At 68.1% G+C, this 16,610-nt stretch carries 22 protein-coding genes; 8 read left to right on the forward strand and 14 right to left on the reverse strand.

Annotation, left to right across the window (positions count from 1 at the left end; all coding sequences use genetic code 11):
* Positions 1-3: 3 nt before the first annotated feature.
* The 3 genes from B9C43_RS07925 to B9C43_RS07935 are packed head-to-tail and all read right to left on the reverse strand — an operon-like array spanning position 4 to position 2,367.
* Positions 4-735: a class I SAM-dependent methyltransferase gene (locus B9C43_RS07925; RefSeq protein ID WP_033386514.1), complete on the reverse strand. Its 732-nt coding sequence runs from the start codon at positions 733-735 to the stop codon at positions 4-6.
* Positions 728-1,585 carry a hypothetical protein gene (locus B9C43_RS07930; RefSeq protein WP_084425273.1) on the reverse strand — a complete coding sequence of 286 codons (858 nt, stop codon included), beginning with the start codon at positions 1,583-1,585 and terminating at the stop codon, positions 728-730. The genes B9C43_RS07925 and B9C43_RS07930 overlap by 8 nt, the downstream gene beginning before the upstream one ends.
* Positions 1,582-2,367 (reverse strand): MerR family transcriptional regulator, encoded by a 786-nt coding sequence (locus B9C43_RS07935; protein ID WP_084425274.1) that lies wholly within the window; start codon positions 2,365-2,367, stop codon positions 1,582-1,584. The genes B9C43_RS07930 and B9C43_RS07935 overlap by 4 nt, the downstream gene beginning before the upstream one ends.
* Positions 2,368-2,449: 82 nt before the next feature.
* Here B9C43_RS07935 and B9C43_RS07940 point away from each other — a divergent pair, with 82 nt between their 5' ends.
* Positions 2,450-3,388 carry a zinc-binding dehydrogenase gene (locus B9C43_RS07940; protein WP_084425275.1) on the forward strand — a complete coding sequence of 313 codons (939 nt, stop codon included), beginning with the start codon at positions 2,450-2,452 and terminating at the stop codon, positions 3,386-3,388.
* Here B9C43_RS07940 and B9C43_RS07945 read toward each other — a convergent pair.
* A complete protein-coding gene (locus B9C43_RS07945) occupies positions 3,377-3,721 on the reverse strand; it encodes an early set domain-containing protein (RefSeq protein ID WP_327221924.1) in 345 nt (114 codons plus the stop codon). The genes B9C43_RS07940 and B9C43_RS07945 overlap by 12 nt on opposite strands.
* A 64-nt stretch (positions 3,722-3,785) precedes the next feature.
* Between B9C43_RS07945 and B9C43_RS07950 the strand changes: the two genes are divergently transcribed.
* Complete coding sequence (locus B9C43_RS07950; RefSeq protein WP_084425276.1) at positions 3,786-4,403, forward strand: DsbA family oxidoreductase; 618 nt, start codon at positions 3,786-3,788, stop codon at positions 4,401-4,403.
* Between the two features lie 92 nt (positions 4,404-4,495).
* Positions 4,496-5,302, forward strand: a complete 807-nt coding sequence (locus tag B9C43_RS07955) for an alpha/beta hydrolase family protein (RefSeq protein ID WP_143446176.1) — start codon at positions 4,496-4,498, stop codon at positions 5,300-5,302.
* Here the strand turns inward: B9C43_RS07955 and B9C43_RS07960 are convergent.
* The 3 genes from B9C43_RS07960 to B9C43_RS07970 are packed head-to-tail and all read right to left on the reverse strand — an operon-like array spanning position 5,279 to position 7,367.
* Positions 5,279-6,277, reverse strand: a complete 999-nt coding sequence (locus B9C43_RS07960) for a TetR/AcrR family transcriptional regulator (protein ID WP_084425278.1) — start codon at positions 6,275-6,277, stop codon at positions 5,279-5,281. The genes B9C43_RS07955 and B9C43_RS07960 overlap by 24 nt on opposite strands.
* Positions 6,278-6,294: 17 nt before the next feature.
* Complete coding sequence (locus B9C43_RS07965) at positions 6,295-6,816, reverse strand: GNAT family N-acetyltransferase (RefSeq protein ID WP_084425279.1); 522 nt, start codon at positions 6,814-6,816, stop codon at positions 6,295-6,297.
* 35 nt (positions 6,817-6,851) lie between these two features.
* On the reverse strand, positions 6,852-7,367 hold the full coding sequence (locus B9C43_RS07970; protein WP_084425652.1) for a nucleoside/nucleotide kinase family protein: 516 nt from the start codon (positions 7,365-7,367) through the stop codon (positions 6,852-6,854).
* An 89-nt stretch (positions 7,368-7,456) separates the two neighbouring features.
* Here B9C43_RS07970 and B9C43_RS07975 point away from each other — a divergent pair, with 89 nt between their 5' ends.
* From B9C43_RS07975 to B9C43_RS07985, 3 genes are all read left to right on the forward strand, one after another.
* Positions 7,457-7,870, forward strand: a complete 414-nt coding sequence (locus B9C43_RS07975) for a VOC family protein (RefSeq protein ID WP_084425280.1) — start codon at positions 7,457-7,459, stop codon at positions 7,868-7,870.
* A 40-nt stretch (positions 7,871-7,910) separates the two neighbouring features.
* Complete coding sequence (locus tag B9C43_RS07980) at positions 7,911-8,732, forward strand: pentapeptide repeat-containing protein (protein ID WP_200825451.1); 822 nt, start codon at positions 7,911-7,913, stop codon at positions 8,730-8,732.
* Between the two features lie 82 nt (positions 8,733-8,814).
* Positions 8,815-9,324 (forward strand): DUF3558 family protein, encoded by a 510-nt coding sequence (locus B9C43_RS07985; protein ID WP_160096400.1) that lies wholly within the window; start codon positions 8,815-8,817, stop codon positions 9,322-9,324.
* Positions 9,325-9,337: 13 nt separating this feature from the next.
* On the opposite strand, the gene B9C43_RS07990 is transcribed toward B9C43_RS07985, so the two are convergent.
* The 4 genes from B9C43_RS07990 to B9C43_RS08005 are packed head-to-tail and all read right to left on the reverse strand — an operon-like array spanning position 9,338 to position 12,066.
* Positions 9,338-9,820 carry a GyrI-like domain-containing protein gene (locus tag B9C43_RS07990; RefSeq protein ID WP_143446177.1) on the reverse strand — a complete coding sequence of 161 codons (483 nt, stop codon included), beginning with the start codon at positions 9,818-9,820 and terminating at the stop codon, positions 9,338-9,340.
* 30 nt (positions 9,821-9,850) lie between these two features.
* Positions 9,851-11,134 carry an RNA polymerase sigma factor gene (locus B9C43_RS07995; RefSeq protein ID WP_084425283.1) on the reverse strand — a complete coding sequence of 428 codons (1,284 nt, stop codon included), beginning with the start codon at positions 11,132-11,134 and terminating at the stop codon, positions 9,851-9,853.
* Between the two features lie 48 nt (positions 11,135-11,182).
* Positions 11,183-11,668, reverse strand: coding sequence for a DUF488 domain-containing protein (locus tag B9C43_RS08000; protein ID WP_084425284.1), 486 nt, complete (start codon positions 11,666-11,668; stop codon positions 11,183-11,185).
* A gap of 59 nt (positions 11,669-11,727) precedes the next feature.
* On the reverse strand, positions 11,728-12,066 hold the full coding sequence (locus B9C43_RS08005) for a YybH family protein (protein ID WP_033386546.1): 339 nt from the start codon (positions 12,064-12,066) through the stop codon (positions 11,728-11,730).
* Between the two features lie 76 nt (positions 12,067-12,142).
* On the opposite strand from B9C43_RS08005, the gene B9C43_RS08010 reads away from it, so the two are divergent.
* Positions 12,143-13,117: a helix-turn-helix transcriptional regulator gene (locus tag B9C43_RS08010; RefSeq protein WP_084425285.1), complete on the forward strand. Its 975-nt coding sequence runs from the start codon at positions 12,143-12,145 to the stop codon at positions 13,115-13,117.
* A 220-nt stretch (positions 13,118-13,337) separates the two neighbouring features.
* Here the strand turns inward: B9C43_RS08010 and B9C43_RS08020 are convergent, their stop codons facing one another.
* Positions 13,338-14,069: a DUF899 domain-containing protein gene (locus tag B9C43_RS08020; protein ID WP_084425286.1), complete on the reverse strand. Its 732-nt coding sequence runs from the start codon at positions 14,067-14,069 to the stop codon at positions 13,338-13,340.
* 144 nt (positions 14,070-14,213) lie between these two features.
* Between B9C43_RS08020 and B9C43_RS08025 the strand changes: the two genes are divergently transcribed.
* Positions 14,214-15,194, forward strand: a complete 981-nt coding sequence (locus B9C43_RS08025; RefSeq protein WP_143446178.1) for a sigma-70 family RNA polymerase sigma factor — start codon at positions 14,214-14,216, stop codon at positions 15,192-15,194.
* On the opposite strand, the gene B9C43_RS08030 is transcribed toward B9C43_RS08025, so the two are convergent.
* Positions 15,191-16,123 carry a zinc-binding dehydrogenase gene (locus B9C43_RS08030; RefSeq protein ID WP_084425287.1) on the reverse strand — a complete coding sequence of 311 codons (933 nt, stop codon included), beginning with the start codon at positions 16,121-16,123 and terminating at the stop codon, positions 15,191-15,193. The genes B9C43_RS08025 and B9C43_RS08030 overlap by 4 nt on opposite strands.
* Before the next feature lie 11 nt (positions 16,124-16,134).
* The gene (locus B9C43_RS08035) at positions 16,135-16,545 is read right to left on the reverse strand and encodes a nitroreductase/quinone reductase family protein (protein WP_033386561.1); all 411 of its coding nucleotides are present in this window, start codon (positions 16,543-16,545) and stop codon (positions 16,135-16,137) included.
* Positions 16,546-16,610: the final 65 nt, after the last annotated feature.

The following is a 16,610-nucleotide window of genomic DNA, read 5'->3' on the forward strand; positions in this document are numbered from 1 at the left end:
TGATCACGCCTGGCCGGTGCACGCGAGGAACACGTACTCCAGGCCGGGCCGGTCGGGTGCGTCGCGCACGTCGGTGACGGTGTAGCCGTGCGCGACGAGGTCGGCTTCGATCTCGTCGCGTTCCCGGAACCGCAATGTGGAGTCCGAGGTCAGCGTCTGACCATCCGACTGGAACACGTATGTCCAGCGGAACGTCACCAGCGGCAGGCTGACGTCGATCAGCTCGACCCAGTTCTCGACCGTGCCGAGGCCGTCGATGTGGCTGACCCGATGCGAGGCGGCACGGTTCCACTCCAACCACGCCTGCCGCGCGGGAACCCGCGTTTCGAACACGAGGTGCCCGCCGGGCCGCAGCGCGCGGTGGGCACCCCACAACGTGCCCGCCCACGCCGCAGGATCCACGATGGCTTGCGCGACATTCGCCGTCATGGTCGCCAGATCCACCTGCATCGCGGGCAGATCACTCGCGTCACCGTGGATCCAGCGAACACGTGCCGCGCCCGGCTTCGCCTTGGCGACCGCCAGGGAAGCACCGGCCGGGTCGACCCCGGTCACCTCGATGCCGCGCTCGGCCAGCATCAACGCGAAAGTGCCTGTGCCACAACCAATATCCAGCACCCGGGTCGCGCCGAGCTCGGTGGTGATGGCCAGATAGGTGTCGAGGTCGGACCGGTCGCCGTCGAGCGGGTCGTAGATCGCCGCCAGCCGCGGGTGTTCGAATAACGCGTCAGCCACCCGACGCAACGTACTGAGCCTGCAGTGCCTCGCGCAGCTGGTTATACGTCGGCGCGAGGCGACGAAGACCGTCGAGCACCGCCGGGTCGTTCCCGGTGACCAGCGGATACTGCAGGCTGCCGACCAACCGGGCCTGAATGTCGGCGATCTCGGCGGCCTGCGCGAAACCCAGCATCCGCAAGCTCAGTGCGGCGTCGGCCAGCCTGCGCGCGCCGAGCCGGATGCCGAACACCGCCAACAGGGAACGCGCGTCAGGTGTGAGGACCTGAGACGCCATGCTGCGCACGGCCTCCGTTGCGCCGTCGAGCCAACGGATCGCTTGCGGTATCGACGCGGCCAGAGCGTCCACTTCGGACACCACCCGATCGCGCACGAACGCCGACCGCGTCACGAACGGCTCATCGCAGTATGTGACGGCTTTCCCTTCCCACGCCGCGACAAACCCCGCCACAGGCAGGGTCGCGTACGGATGACCGTGCGGATCATGCAGCACCACAATGTCCTCGGTGGCCTCCAGCAGCAGCACGTAATGATCACCGCCACCCGCGGTCTGGTACGACAGCAACTCCATGTCCACCGGCCCGACCATGACCGGCCCGGTCACGGCACGAAGCCGGGCAAGCGGGTCTCCCCCGGTCTCACGGCGGCACGACCAGCCCAGCAGCGACAGCGCGGCGTCCACGCCGATCTCCGGATGCCAGCCGCACGGGTCGAAGTACGGCTGGGTCCCTTCGATCTGGGCACCGAACGGCGAACCGGTCAGCGTCTCGATCACCGCGGGCGTGGCACCGGTGAGCATCGCCAGGCAGTTGGCGTAGCAGTACGGGCCAGAACCGATGTACCTGGTCACGCGATCGGTTCCTGCAATTCGGTGACCCACTGGCTGCGGTCCTCGGGACAGGCGAGCGTCAGTTCCCGGGGCAGCCCGGTCGAGCGGTAGCCGTTGGCGTCGATCCACCGCGCCAGCGCCTGAACGGTCGGCAGCACGTCGTCCATGCTGCCGTGGTGCACGATCGTCGCGGCGCGCTCGACCGCGGGCACGTCGACCATCTCGACGCCAGAGACATCCGTCGCGACCGGAAAACCGGCGTGCACCACGATGCTGCCCTCAGCGGCCTCCTCGTACCACGCGAGCCCTGGCCCGATCGGCTCGACCAGACCGCAGAGCTTGTCGAACAACGGCCCGACGACCGGCCCGATGTCCTGCGGCTCAAAGCTGTGCGCGGTCGCGGACAGCGACGCCAGCCGCATCGCGGGCAGGCTTTTGACGACGATGTTGTCGGCCATCGATTCCTCGGTTTCGATACTGCGGAGCCTCGCCTCGACCCTGGCCAGCCGCGCGGCCGTCTCCTGGACGGCGGCCTGCAGTTCCATCTGCCGCAGCCGCAGCATGCCGCGCAACTGCTCGGCGCTGACCTGCTCGCCGAGGATGACCCCGACCTGCTGCAGGCTGAACCCGAGGTCCTTCAGCGCGATGATCCGGTTGAGCCGCGTGAGCTGCTCCGCGGCGTAGTACCGGTAGTTGCTGGCCTGGTCGACGTGTGCCGGCCGGAGCAGCCCGATGGCGTCGTAGTGGCGCAGCATGCGCACCGACACGCGGCCGTGCTTGGCGAAGTCTCCGATGCTGAACATGACGCCTCCCAGTACAGGCCTTGACACAGTGAGAGGGTCAACAGTTGACCTCAACCCGGCATGAGGTTGCAGGGTTGAGGGCATGCACGCTGTTGTTCTGCACGAGTTCGGCCCGGCCGACAACCTGACGTACGAGATCGTCCCCGACCCGGTGCCTGGTCCCGGACAGCTGAGGATCGCGGTCAAAGCCGCGGGTGTCCATCACGTGGAGACCGTCATGCGCCAGGGCACGCCGGGCGTGATGACCCCGCCGGTGCCGGATCTGCCGTTCATCTTCGGCGGTGAGGTGGCCGGGGTCGTGGAGTCGGTCGGCCCGGATGTAGATCCTGCGTGGATCGGCCGCAACGTGGTGGTCGCCCGCAGCGAGCCAGGCGGATACGCCGAACTCACCGTCGCGCCCGCGCAGAACGTCCATCCCATCCCGGACAGCCTGGACTACGCGGCTGCCGTGACCATGGTGATCACCGGCAACACGGCGTTGGGTCTGCTGCACGCCGCCCAACCGACCCCGGACGATGTCGTGCTGGTGACCTCAGCGGCCGGTGGAATCGGCCGTTTGGTCGTGCAGTACCTGCGCGACCTGGGCGCGACGGTCATCGGTGCCGCTGGTGGTCCGGAGAAGGTGGCGGCTGTACGCGCTCTCGGCGTCGACGCGGTGGACTACAACGAACCTGGCTGGGCCGACGACATTCACGGCGTCACGCTCGTGCTCGACGGGGTGGGCGGTGACAAGGCGAAGCAGGCCTACGACCGGATCGTCGACCACGGCCGGTACGTCACCATCGGCAACGCCTCGCAGCAACAGTTCGCGCAGGACAACCCGAAGGTCACGTCGATCGACGCACTGGGGCTGATGATCGCTTCGCCCGCCGACTTCGATTTCGAGGCCGAGGCGATCGCGGCGGCGGGCGCGGGCACGCTCGTGCCCGCGTTCCAGAGTTTTCCCCTCGCCGAGGCCGCCGCTGCCCATGCCGCGCTGGAGTCCAGGGCGACCACGGGCAAGGTCGTGCTAATCCCGTGACAGGTCGGCGACGACCACGCTGTCGTCGCCGAACCTCAGCACGTCGGGGTCGTTGAACCAGCGGCCGCCGTGGCCGAGGTAGCGGAATTTGGTCTGCGTGCCGGGTTCCGCGGTCCAGGACACCGAGCGGGTGCCGTTGGACCGCTTGCCCAGCACGTGCATGCCGGGCGTCCAGTTGTTGAAGCAGCCCACCACGCTCACCGGGCCGTCATGCACGTCCGCGGGCAGGACCCACGTGACGGTCACCATGCCGTTCTTCTGCCGACGCTTTCTGATCACGGCCTCAGCGAAGCACACGCCCGGCTTGCCCGATCGGGTTACCCGGATGCTCACGCTGGGTCCCTTACCTGCGAGTGCGTACTCCCCCACCCGCCCTCAAATTCGTAGACTTGCGAACGTGCGAGTGGAGATCTGGAGCGACGTCATCTGTCCGTGGTGCTACATCGGCAAAGCCCGCTTCGAGCAGGCCCTCGCCGATTTCGAGCACCGTGACCAGGTCGAGGTGGTCTACCGGTCCTTCGAGCTCGACCCGAGCCGGGCGGGCGTCGAACCGGTCGAGGACATGCTCGCGGCGCGATACGGCCAGCAGGCCAGCGAGATGGAGAAGCAGGTCGCCGCGCTGGCCCAGGGTGAAGGCCTCGGGTATCGCACGGACCGCGAAGTCGGCAATACGTTCGACCTGCACCGCGTGCTGCTTCTGGCCAGGGACAAGGGCTTGGACCACGAGATGCTGACCGCGTTGTTCGAGGCGAACTTCGCGCAGGCACGCCCGATCTTCACCGTGGACACGGTCGTGGATGTCGCGGTCGGCGTCGGCTTGGACAAGGCGGACGTGCTGCGGGTGCTGGAGGACAAGACCGCGTACGCCGACGATGTGCGTGCCGAGGAACGGGAAGCGGCGCAGCTCGGCGCGCGTGGTGTTCCGTTCTTCGTGCTGGACCGCAAGGTCGGTGTGTCCGGCGGGCAGCCGACTGAGGTGTTCGCGCGGGCATTGCGCCAAGCGTGGGATGCCTAGCTGCGGAACGTCACCACCTCAACGTGCGTGATCACGTTCCCTGTTGGGCGGACAACGCGTCAAGCGGCGCCGGTGCGGGCACACTCGCAACCATGCCCGACCTGAGCTACGACTCCGCCGCGCCCCTCAACCTGTCCGTCGACCGTCTCGCCGAACGTCCCGGCGTGACGATCTCCCGCTGCGAGTTCGACAACGCCGAAGGCGATCGGGTTGTCGGTTACCTCGTCGAACCGGAGGGCACGCCCGCGGCGGGCGTGGTCTACATGCACACGACCAGCTTCGCCGAGGGCTTCCTGCCCGAGGCGATCCAGCTGGCCGAAGCCGGTGGGCTCGGGCTGTGCCTGGGGTTTCACTACGTCGACGACCAGGTCGCCTCGATCCGGCAGTCGGTCCAGTCGATTCGCCGCGGCGCGGATCTGCTCCTGCAGCGCACGGACACCATCGCGGCGGTCGGGCACAGCGGCGGGGCGTTGATGACCACGGTGGTGGCCGGGATCGACCGGCGGTTCCGGTGTTTCGTGCTGGAGGTGCCGATGGCGGGACTGACCCATCACTGGCGCGACACCAGCCACCCGAACATCGTCCGGATGCGCTCGGCGCTGCCGAAGGACCTGTTCGAGTCCACTTTGGACGCGATGGCGCCCTATGATGCCGAGCACTTCGTCGGCGACGTCGAACAACCGGTGTTCTTCCAGTTCGCGCGGTTCGACATCGGCGTGACCGCTGCGGAGTCCGCCGAGTTCTACGCGATGGCCAGCGAACCGAAAGAGCAACGCTGGTACGACTCCGGGCACGTCGTCAACGACGTCACCGCCTATGCCGACCGCGCCCGGTTCCTGGCCAAGCACTTGGACCTGCCCGGCCTGCCGGACGCGCTAGCGCGGCGTCTTCAGGCCTGACGCGGCGTGACAGGCGCCGAACCCGTCCGCGCGCAGCACGACCTTGCTGGACTCCACGCGCAAGGCGACCTCGGTCATGTCGGTGACGGTGTCGATGCCCGCGGCCGAGGTGAACGTGGTGGTGTCGTCGAGGACGATCGTCAGGCGTGGTCTGGCGGCGGGTGGGAACGCGTGCCGCAGCAATCCGGTGAACTCGGTGACCATCAAGCGGGCCAGCGGAATCAGCTCACCCGGGTCGGCAGTGACGATCACCAGGGTGACGTCCGCTCCGGCCCGCAGCGCCTCCTCGACGCCCGACAGCCGGTGCATCCCCAGGACCGCGACCACTCCGTCGCCGGTCAACGACCACGGCTGTTCGAGCGTCTGGATGTCCGGGTTGGTCGTCGGTGTCAGCCATGTGTCGTCGAACGGCGCGTCGGCCAGTTCTTCGCACGCGGTGACCACGGTGAACGGCTCGCCGAACCCGGGCGCCGCGGCGGCGAGCTGGCTGGCGCCCTGCAAGGTGGTGAGCACGGTCTGCGCGAGGCGCACCTGACGGCCACCGGGCCGCAGATTCTCCAGTGCCAGCCCGAGTTGGATCGCCTGCAGCCACATCAGCTGGGCGAACGGTTTACGCGTGCTGTCCGCCGCGATGATCTCCGGCACCAGGTCGACACCGAGCCTGGCTTCGTCAGTGCTCAACGGCAGCCGCGTGACCCACGCACGGGCCAGGCGGCCGAGCGCGTCGCGTGGCGTGGTTGCCGTGTCCGGGTGCTCCGGGTCGATCTGGCCGGCCGCAGCTTCGGCGAGGACGGCGAAGTAGAGGGCGCGTTTGCCGGGGAAGTTGGAGTAGACCGCGCCGCGGGTCAGCTCGGCACGGTTGGCGATCTCGTCGATCTTGGCGTCCCGGAAGCCGCGTTCGGCGAACTCGTCCCGCGCCGCGGCGAGCACTTTGGCGCGGGTCCGTTCCTGCGCCTCAGCACGCGTCAACCTCATTGGTCCACGATATCGAGTCAGCGGGGTTGCGCTGGCGGGTCGTCGCCGGTGGAGATTGAACGCTGGACCCAGGCGACGTCGTGCCACGCGCCGAGTTTCCACCCGATCCGCTTGTAGGTGCCGACGGGCTCGAAGCCCATTGCCTTGTGCAGGCCGACGCTCGCGTCGTTCGGCAGCGTCATCCCGGCAGCGACCGTCCGGTAGCCGCGCTGTGCGAGCCGTTGGAGCAACGCTGTGTACAACGCGCGTCCGCCGCCGGAGCGTCGTCGGCCCAGTTCGAGGTACACGCTGACCTCGCAGGACCACCGGTACGCCTCGCGCGCTTTGAACGGCCCGCCGTACGCGTAGCCGATGATCCGGCCGTCGTCGTCTTCCAGTACGAGCCACGCGTGGGTCTTGCTCGCCGTAGCGATCCGCACGGCCATCTCCGCGGGGGTCGGCGGGTCGCTTTCGAACGTGATCGCGGTGTCGCGGACGTATGGGGCGTAGATCGCGGCGCAGGCGTCGGCGTCCAGTTCGGTTGCGTCTCGGACCTTCATGATTCACATCGTGCACGGCGGATGAAACACCGGTGTTACAGCCATTTGGCGCAGATGTCTTGAGCTACCTGCGTGACGGTCATCCCGTCGGTGAGGATCCGGATCGTGCCCTCGGGTGCTTGGGCGTCCAGGCGGCGCGCCATCAACGCGCTGCGTTCGATGTGCCAATCGAGCTCGGAGCCGATCTCCCGCTCCGCCAGCCGTTGCCGCACGATGTCCTCGCTGGCGGTGAGCAGTACGCACATGACTCGCGTGCCACGGCCGCCCATCGCGCGAACGATCATCGGGGCTTCCAGGATGCTGACGGTGTTGGTGTAGATCAGCCGCGTCTGTCCCACCGCGGCGTAGTTGGCCCACACTGCGGCGATGTTGCGTTCGGTGATCTGGGAGCGGTGCGGGTCGCCGGGCGGGGCCGGGTGGATCTGGTCCATGATGTCGCCCTCGATGAAGCAGTGCGCGACCTCGCGCGCCTTCAACAGGGCTGAGATCTCCCAGCCCACACTGGACTTCCCGACACCCGCGGGCCCGCCGATCAGCAACACGTCGTACATCAGGCGAACTCTGGCAGCGGCCAGATCCGCGGGCACCTCATTTTCTTTTACGGTCGGAAAGTGGCCTGAATTGCCGGAAGGCTAATCGCATGACCACACAGGTGACGCCGTACTTCGGCTATCGCGACGGCCAGGCGGCCATCGACTTCCTGACCAAGGCCTTCGGCTTCGAGACGACCATGCATTTCCCGGACGAGCAAGGCGGTGTCGGGCACGCCGAGCTTCGCCTGGGTGACGCGGTGATCATAGTGTTCAGCGACCGCGACGGGTACGAGCGGTCCCCGCGCAAGGGCGATACCTGCGGGCACGGCACGTACCTGGTCGTCGACAGCGAGGCGGCCGTCGACCGGATCCACCAGCAGGCCACGGCCGAAGGCGCGGTCACCATCTGGCAGCCGGGTCGCTCGGAGTGGAACTACCGGTGCCGGGTGCAGGACCCCGAGGGCTACGAATGGACGTTCGGCCTCCACCGTCCCGGCGAGCCACAGCAGGACTGGAGCTAACCTTTCGTCTCGCGAAGTGAATTCCAGACTGAGGAGACCAGTGCGCGACGGCCTCATCGCCGACTGTTCCAGCTGCTTCGGGCTGTGCTGTGTGGCATTGCCGTTCGCGGCCTCGGCGGACTTCGCGATCACCAAGGACGGCGGGCAGCCCTGCCCCAACTTGCTGGCGGACTACCGGTGCGGGATCCACAGCACGTTGCGTGAGCGGGGCTTTCCCGGCTGCACCGTGTTCGACTGCTTCGGCGCGGGCCAGAAGGTCTCGCAGGTGACCTTCGCGGGCAACGACTGGCGCCAGTCCCCGGGCAGCGCCAAGCGGATGTTCCAGGTCTTCCCGGTGATGCGGCAGCTGCACGAACTGCTGTGGTACTTGACCGAGGTGCTGGCGCTGGACGCCGCGCGTGCGGTGCACGACCAGGTCAGAGCGTTGATCGAGGAGACCGAGAAGATCACGCACGGCTCCGCCGAGTCGATCATCGAGCTGGACGTGCCCGCGCACCGCGAGAAGGTCAACACCGTGCTGCTGCGGGCCAGCGAGCTGGTCAGGGCGGGCATCGGGGGCAAGAACCGGCGCGGTGCCGACCTGATCGGCGCCAAGCTGCGCAAGGCCGACCTGCGCGGCGCGAGCTTGCGGGGTGCGCTGCTGATCGGAGCCGATCTGCGCGGCGCGGACCTGCGGCTGGCGGACCTGATCGGTGCGGACGTCCGGGACGCCGACCTCGCCGGTGCCGACCTGACCGGCAGCATCTTCCTGACGCAGTCGCAGGTCAACGCGGCGCGTGGCGATGCGTCGACCCAGCTGCCGCCGACGCTGACGCGACCGGCTCATTGGAAACGCGCACCGAGTGGAAAACGCCGCCGGTGATCGTGTTGACCGTGCTTTCCCCGCGTGCAGAATGGTCTGGACAACACACCATCCCTGCACCCCCTGCACGCAAGGACTCCTGGTGATCACACGACTCACGGCGGCCATGGCCGCCCTTCTGCTGGCAGCTGGTTGTAGCGGCGACTCGTCCTCCGCTCCGCCTCCCGCGCCCGCGGAACCCCCGCCCGCCCAGGTCCAAGTGGCGACCGACCCGTGCACCCTGCTGACCGACTCCGACGCCAGCGCGCACGTCGGCGCCCAGGTCAACGGCACACCGGACGACCTGCCCAACGTCGGGCGTGGCTGCCGGTGGGAGGCGCCGGGCGGCGCGGCGTATCTCAGCGTCATCCTCAACACGCCCGCGTTCCCGGACATCACGACCAGCTCGCAGCGGACGGTGGACGTCGCCGGCAAGAAGGCCGCGGTGCTGGCCGACGACGGCACCTACTGCCTGGTGTACGTCAACGGCGGCACACCCTGGCTGCAGTTCAGCAGCCAGAGCGCGGACACCGGGCGTGAGGTGGCGAAGACCTTCGAATGCGAGCGGTCGATGCAACTGGTGTCGAAGGTCATCGCCAACCTCAAGTGGTAGGCCAGGCGGCCGGTTAATCGGCCAGCCGGAAGGCCAGTTCGGTCTCCCACTTGGTCATGTCGGGTTCGACGGTGGGGTTGGTTTTCAGGATCTCCAGCCGGCAGCCCCACTGTTGACCGGTGTTGTCCCAGGTCAGACCCTGCTCGGCGGCCCATGTCAGCAGCTGGCCGGTGACGTCGACCAGCTCGTCGGGATGACCGATGTGGGTCAGGCAGACATACCGGCCGGCGGGCAGCACGCCGTTGAACTGCTCGCCCTGCTCGGGGATGGCGGCGTTGACCGGCACGCCTGCCTCGACCTCCAGTTCGTTGGCCATGTCGATGCGCGTGTAGCGGAAGAACGGCGCCCCGGCCAGCTCGACGCCGCGCTGCAGCAGCGAGCCGATCAGCTCCGGCATCCGGTCGGCGATCTTGCCGAACGTCTCCATGGTCACGGTGCCGCGCACGCCCACGTAGGGCTGCTCGGCCCGCTCGACAATCTCAGGTTTGATGCTCACGTCTCCTAGGACGAGACAGCCGGGCGAAACTCATCGCTCGGGCGCTTCGCCCCTGGCACAGGCCGCCGCGCGATCCTGCAACAGGGCTCGTTCCCGTTCGTTGCCGGTCAGCGACGCGGCCCGGTCGAACTCGGCCTTCGCTTCCTCGTAGCGACCCAGTTTGGCCAGCAGGTCGCCGCGCACGCTCGGCAGCAGGTGGTAGTTCTTCAGGCTGGGTTCGTCGACGATCATGTCGACCAGCTGCAGGCCGACGTCCGGGCCGAACGCCATCGACAGCGCGACCGCCCGGTTGAGCTCGACGATCGGCGAGCTCATCAGGTCGGACAAGGTCGCGTACAGCGCGGCGATCTGCGCCCAGTCGGTGTCCTCGGCGACGCGGGCACGCGCGTGGCACGCCGCGATCGCGGCCTGCACGGTGTACGGGCCGGGTGCGCCGTCGCTGAGTTCCATAGCCTTGTCCAGCGCGGCCAGGCCACGGCGGATCAGCATCTGGTCCCACCTGGACCGGTTCTGCTCCAGCAGCAGGATCGGCTCGCCGTTGGCGTCGGTGCGTGCTTTCGACCGGGAGGCCTGAATTTCGAGCAGCGCGACCAGGCCGTGCACCTCGGCGTCGCGCGGCGCCAGCCCGGCGAGCACGCGGCCGAGCCGTAACGCCTCCTCGCACAGGGTGGGGCGTAACCAGTCGTCGCCCGCGGTGGCCGAGTAGCCCTCATTGAAGATCAGGTAGATGACCTCGAGCACGGACGCCAGCCGCTCGGCGCGTTCGCCCGCCGGTGGGATCTCGAACGGGACCTTCTTGTCCGCGAGGGTCTTCTTCGCGCGCACGATGCGTTGCTGGATGGTCGTTTCGCCGACCAGGAACGCCCGGGCGATCTCCTTGGTGGTCAGCCCGCCGAGCATCCGCAGCGTCAACGCGACCTGGGCCTCGGTGGACAGCACCGGGTGGCACGCGGTGAACACCAGCCGCAGCACGTCGTCGCCGATGTCGTCGTCCAGCGCGGCGTCGATGTCCGGTTCCGGGTTGACCCCGCCGGTCTCGATCTCGTGCCCGAGTTCCTGGACCTTGCGGGCCAGTACCTGTTCACGCCGGACGTGGTCGATCGCGCGGTGCTTGGCCGTTGCCATCAGCCAGGCACCCGGGTTTTTCGGCACGCCCTGCTGCGGCCACTGCTCCAGCGCGGCGACCAGCGCGTCCTGGGCGAGTTCCTCGGCGCGGCCGACGTCACGGACGATCCGCGCGAGGCCGGCGATCACCCTGGCCGACTCGATCCGCCAGACCGCGTCAATCGCCCGGTGTGTCTCGGTTACCGTCACGAGTCCGCATTATTGGGCATCCTTCGCGGCCAGTGCGTGGAACACCGCTTAACCTGGGCGGAGGTCCGTGACTGGCAGGCCGTGTTCGGCGCGCAGGCGGGCGGCCACGAGTGAGCGGTGGCATGCCTCCGGGTCGCGCTCGACGCAGAGCAGCGCGGTCACCGAGTGGCTCGGTAGCTCGGCCACGAGCGCGCCGAGATCGAACGGGTCGAGGATCTCGCGGGTGTAGTGCTCGACGTACTCCGGCGCCAGCGCGATGCGGTTGCGCTTGCCCACGCCCTGGCGGTCGTCCTCGCGGTACTGGAGTTGGCGCAGCTCGGTCGTCGGCGCTAGGTCCTTCACGTGCTGGTAGCCGATGTCCGCTGCGGCGAGCGCGTGCTGGAGCCGCGCCGAGTTCGCCCAGGAGTACTCGGGGCCCCGGACGCCGCGGCGCTGACGCAGATCGAGCAGCAGCGCCACGCCCGCGCCGGTGAGCGTCTCGACGAACGCCGCGGCGGTGAAGCCGTAGACGCCGATCGTCGCGATACGCCTCATCACCTCTCCTGACTCGGTGTGGGCGGTGGGCGCGGACGTGCCGGCCCACCGCCGTCCCGCTACGGCACGAGTACCGGCTGATCCACGACCCAAAGCCATGATCCGTCCGCCTGGCGACGGGCGATCTCGACGGTCATCTCCCCAGTGGTCAACGTGGACACCGTGAGGGCCAGGTCGCCGCTCACCAGTGCTGGATGCTGCTTACCCGGCGTGAGCACCGGCGCAGCCGCGACGAACTCCTCGAACACCTTGCGGATCTCCGCATGCCCGGTCGCGAGGTTGCCCGGCGGGAACGCCAGCACGGCGTCCGGCTCGTACAACGCCACCAGCCCGTCCACATCGCCCGCGTTGCCGCGCTCGATGAAGTACTTGCCCAGGTCGTTCGGCTCAGTGGCCACTGTCTTGCTTGTCATGCCGATGAGCCTTCCAACAAATCACGACATCCTGTGTCGTGTATTCCCGTAAAGTTCTCGCATGCGCGCCGACCGGTTGGTGTCGCTGGTGCTGTTGCTGCGCCAGCATGGTCGGCTGTCGGCGGCCGCGCTGGCGCGCGAGCTGGAGGTGTCCACCCGTACTGTGCTGCGTGACATCGAGGCGCTGTCCGCGGCGGGCGTCCCGGTCTACGCCGAACGCGGCCGGCACGGCGGGTTCGCGTTGCTGCCCGGTTTTCAGACCGAGCTCACCGGACTGAACCATGACGAAGCACTTGCCCTGCTGGTCGCCGGATCGCGGCGCGGCGCACAGGCATTCGGACTCGGCTCGGCGCTCACGTCGGCCATGCGCAAGGTGGTCGACGCGCTCCCCGAAAGTTATCGGGCGACCGCGGCCGGCGCGGCACAGCGATTGCTCATCGACCCGGAGACCGACCTGCTCTCGCGGCGGCTGGTCGCGGAGGAGGTGCCAGACTCCGTCGTGGCCGAGGTCCGGCGTGCGGTGTTCGCCGGACACAAGCTGCGCATCCATTACGCGGCCACGGACCAAACCCCGAAGTGGCGCACGGTGGACCCGATCGGCCTGGTCACCGTACGCGGCCATGGCTATTTGCTGGCCACGAGATCTGGCGCGGACCGCACTTACCGGCTGTCGCGGATCTTGGCCGCCGAGGAACTCGCCGAACCCGCGCAGCGACCAGACCGGGTCGATCTGGACCAGGCCTGGCAGGAACGCAGCACTCGGTTCCGGACCGGCGGCGACCAGGTCACCGTGCTGGTACGGGTGCACCCGGCGCGGCGTGCGGAGCTAGTGGGCACCGCGCTGGCCGTCCGCGCCGAAGAAACCGACCCCGACGGCTGGCTGCGGCTGGAAGTGACGTTCCAAGATTCCAGACACGCCGAATGGGCGTTGTGGCAGCTCGCCACGAACGCGGAAGCCCTGGCCCCGCAGTGGTTGCGCACCTGCATGCGTGACCGCGCCGCCGCGGTCGCCGCCTGCTACGGAGCCTCGCCCTGAGAGTGCACCCTCGTCGGCTAGAAGCCGGAAAAGCTGCTTCGATTTCCAGTGCGCCTCGCCAGTCACCGGCAGCGCTTGCAGCGGTGTGTGGCCTGGCGGGCGGTCCTGCACGACGCCCGCCAGGTCGTCATCCCCCACGCCTTCCAGCGCGAGCGCCTCTTTGCTGGGGAAATAGCTGAAACGGGGTGGCTTTGGCCACCTCGGCGATGCGCCGCTGGTTTTACAGCGTGGCGCCCTGCTTCGGCCAGCCTTCCGGCGAGTCCTCCCATGCCTCCTGCCTGCCGTACGGGGTCAGATCGATGAAGTTGTACGGCGTGAACAGGTGGTCAAGGCCGCGCGCGTAGGCGGTGTAGGTGTGGAAGACCTCGTCGCCGTCGCGCAGGAACACGCTGTTGGCCGGCCAGTCGCCGGTCAGCATCTCGTCGGCGAAGCCACGGGCGTTGAGTTCCTCTTTGGACAGGTAGTTGTATTCGACCGGCTGGCGGGACTCGTCCAGCGAGGCGTGCATGTCGTAGCTGAAGTCGCTGCCGTACGAGGAGTAAAACGGGAAGTTCCAGCCGTTCTTTTCCTTGTACGCCAGGACTTTCTCCGCCGGTGCGCGGCTGACCGCGGCGAAGGTGATGTCCCGGTTGTGCAGCTGGGCCAGCATCGGCGGGGTGAAGTTCAGGTTCGCCGTCGCGGTGCAGCTCGGGCAGCCCGAGTCGAGGTCGTCGCGCCACATGAAGTGGTGGATGTAGAGCTGGCTGCGGCCCTCGAACATCTCCGCCAGGGTCAGCTCGCCGTCCGGCCCGGTGAACACGTACTGCTTGTCCACTCGCACCATCGGCAGCCTGCGCCGTTCGGCGTTCAGCCGGTCACGGACCTTGAGCGCCTCCTTTTCCTTGGCCAGTAAGGCTTTCCGGGCAACCAGCCAGTCCTGCTGGGACACCACGGGCGGCAGTGCGGTTGTCATCCGCGTCTCCGTTCGGTCAGTGTGGATACCTACTAGGGCAGAGGCGCCCGGCTCGGTGAATTCATCGCCGCGCGAGCGATGAGTTTTCGCGGCCGCGGCTGTCAGTAGTGGTGACGGGCTGTTTCGAAGGCTGGAGGAACGGGTGTGACCAGGTCGCTGACGTCGGTCGACGATGAATTCCAGCGTGCGGCGGATTCGTACCGGGCCGAGTTGCTCGCGCACTGCTACCGGATGCTGGGGTCGGTGCACGAAGCCGAGGACCTGGTGCAGGAGACGTACCTGAACGCATGGCGGGGATATCCGGCGTTCGAAGGCCGCGCGTCGATCCGCACGTGGCTGTACCGGATCGCGACCAACGCGTGCCTGACCGCGCTGGAGGGACGGGAGCGCAGGCCGTTGCCGATCGGGCTGGGCACTCAGAGCAGCGATCCGGAGGTGGCGCCGGTCGAGCAGGCGGAAGTGCCGTGGCTCGAGCCGATTCCGGACGCGCTGCTGGACCCGGCGTCGATCGTGACGTCACGCGAGAGTGTGCGGCTGGCGTTCATCGCCGCGTTACAGCACCTGCCGCCCCGGCAGCGGGCCGTGCTCGTGTTGCGTGACGTGCTGAAATGGCGCGCGGCCGAGGTCGCCGAGATGCTGGGCACAACCCCGGCCGCGGTCAACAGCGCGTTGCAGCGTGCCCATGCTCAGATCTCTCAGGCCGCGCCCACCCGCGACGCGGTGGCCGAGCCGACCACCGCGCAGCAACGTGACCTGCTTGACCGGTTCGTGGCCGCGTTCGAGGCCAAGGACATCCACGCGATCATCGAGGTGTTCACCCAGGACGCCGTGATGGAGATGCCGCCGTTCCCCGGCTGGTACCGCGGCCCGCGCGACATCGCGCGGCTGGTCGCCAACTGGTGCCCAGCGAGCGCGGGCGACCTGCGGCTGGTGCCGATCGCGGGCAACGGTCAGCCTGGGTTCGCCACGTACATCCGGGCCTCTGTACTCAGTACCGGCCAGGCCGGCTTGTTCGTGCCGTGGAAGCTCGAACTGCTGGAGCTGGCCGTGACCGGCGTGCGGCATTCGACGTCGTTCTTCGACACCCGGCTGTTCAAGGTGTTCGGGTTGCCGGATTGCCTTTAGCCAGCGGACATGTCGGCGACGAGCCGGCCCGCGACGCCGCCCTTGCTCAGGCGGTCCAGCGAGTCGGGGATCTCCCCGAAGCCGATCCTGGTCAGCAGCGGCTTGAGCGACCTGTCGGCGATCATGGCCAGTACCTGGCGCAGTTCGTCGTTGGTGCCCGCGTTGGAACCGACGATCTCGACGTTGTTCATGAGCATCACCGCGATCGGGATGCTCGCCGACTCGTCCTGACCGCCGACCACGACCACCCGGCCGCTGTGCCGCACACCCAGGACGCTGCCGCGCACTGTCTCACTGCTGCCGACGAAGTCCACGATCAGATCGAGATCGCGCACGTCGTCGATGCTCTGCACGACAGTTGCCGCGCCGAGTTCGAGCGCCGTTGTGGCCAGCGCCTTCTTGCGGACCACGGCGGTGACCTCGGCACCGGCGGCCGCGGCGATCTGCACGCCGAAGCTGCCCAGCCCGCCGATGCTGATGATGCCGACCTTCATCCCTGGCTGGATGTTTCCCTTGTCGTGCAAGGCGTGGTACGAGGTCAGGCCCGCGTCGGTAGCCACGGCGGCCTGCTCGTACGTCACGCCGTCAGGGATCGTGATCAGCCGGTCGGCCTGGGTACGCACCACGGTGCCGAAACCGCCGTCGTAGGCGACGCCGGGACCGTCCGGCCCAGTCCGGACCGCCACCCGGTCGCCGGCCTGGAATTCGGTCACCTCAGGCCCGATCTCGGTGATCACGCCCGCGACCTCGTGACCGAGTACCACCGGCAGTGCGCCAAACGGCAGTGAGCCGGTGGCGATATGCACGTCGGTCAGGCACAGCCCGGCGGCCATCGTGCGGAGCACGACCTCGCCGGGGCCTGGGGCTGGGTCGCGCAGGTCGACCAGCTCGAGCGGTTCGCCCCTGGTTGTCAGGCGCCATGCGCGCATTGGCTTTCTCCTCAGCCGACCGGGTCGAGCCGGGCGAAGGGGAAGCGCCGGTCGGTGTTCTCCTCGTACTTGTGGATGTCCGGCCAATAGTCGGCGAACAGCGTGTAGAGGCGCAGCCACTCAGGACCCTGACGCAGGATCGTCGGTTTGGCGGTCACCTTCCGTTCGCCTACCTCGATCTCGACCTCGTCCGCGGCCGCGACGTTGTTGAACCACTCCGGCACCTTCTTGGCGCCGCCCGCGCTGCCGATCAGCACGTAGCTGCCGTCCACCGGCAGGTAGATCAACGGTGTGACCATGTCGCGGCCGGACTTGCGGCCCTTGTGGTGCAGCAGCGTGACGTGCGCGTCCTTGAAGAACCCGCCGACGTTCCCCTTGTTGGTCCTGAACTCCGCGATCACCTGATCGTTGAAGTCGCTCACCCAGATCCCCTAAACGATGATTAGTGTTTCCTGTACATCGTTAAGGATGTATTCACCGCTGTTAA

The organism is Kibdelosporangium aridum (assembly GCF_900176515.1).
Classification (GTDB): Bacteria; Actinomycetota; Actinomycetes; order Mycobacteriales; family Pseudonocardiaceae; genus Kibdelosporangium; species Kibdelosporangium aridum.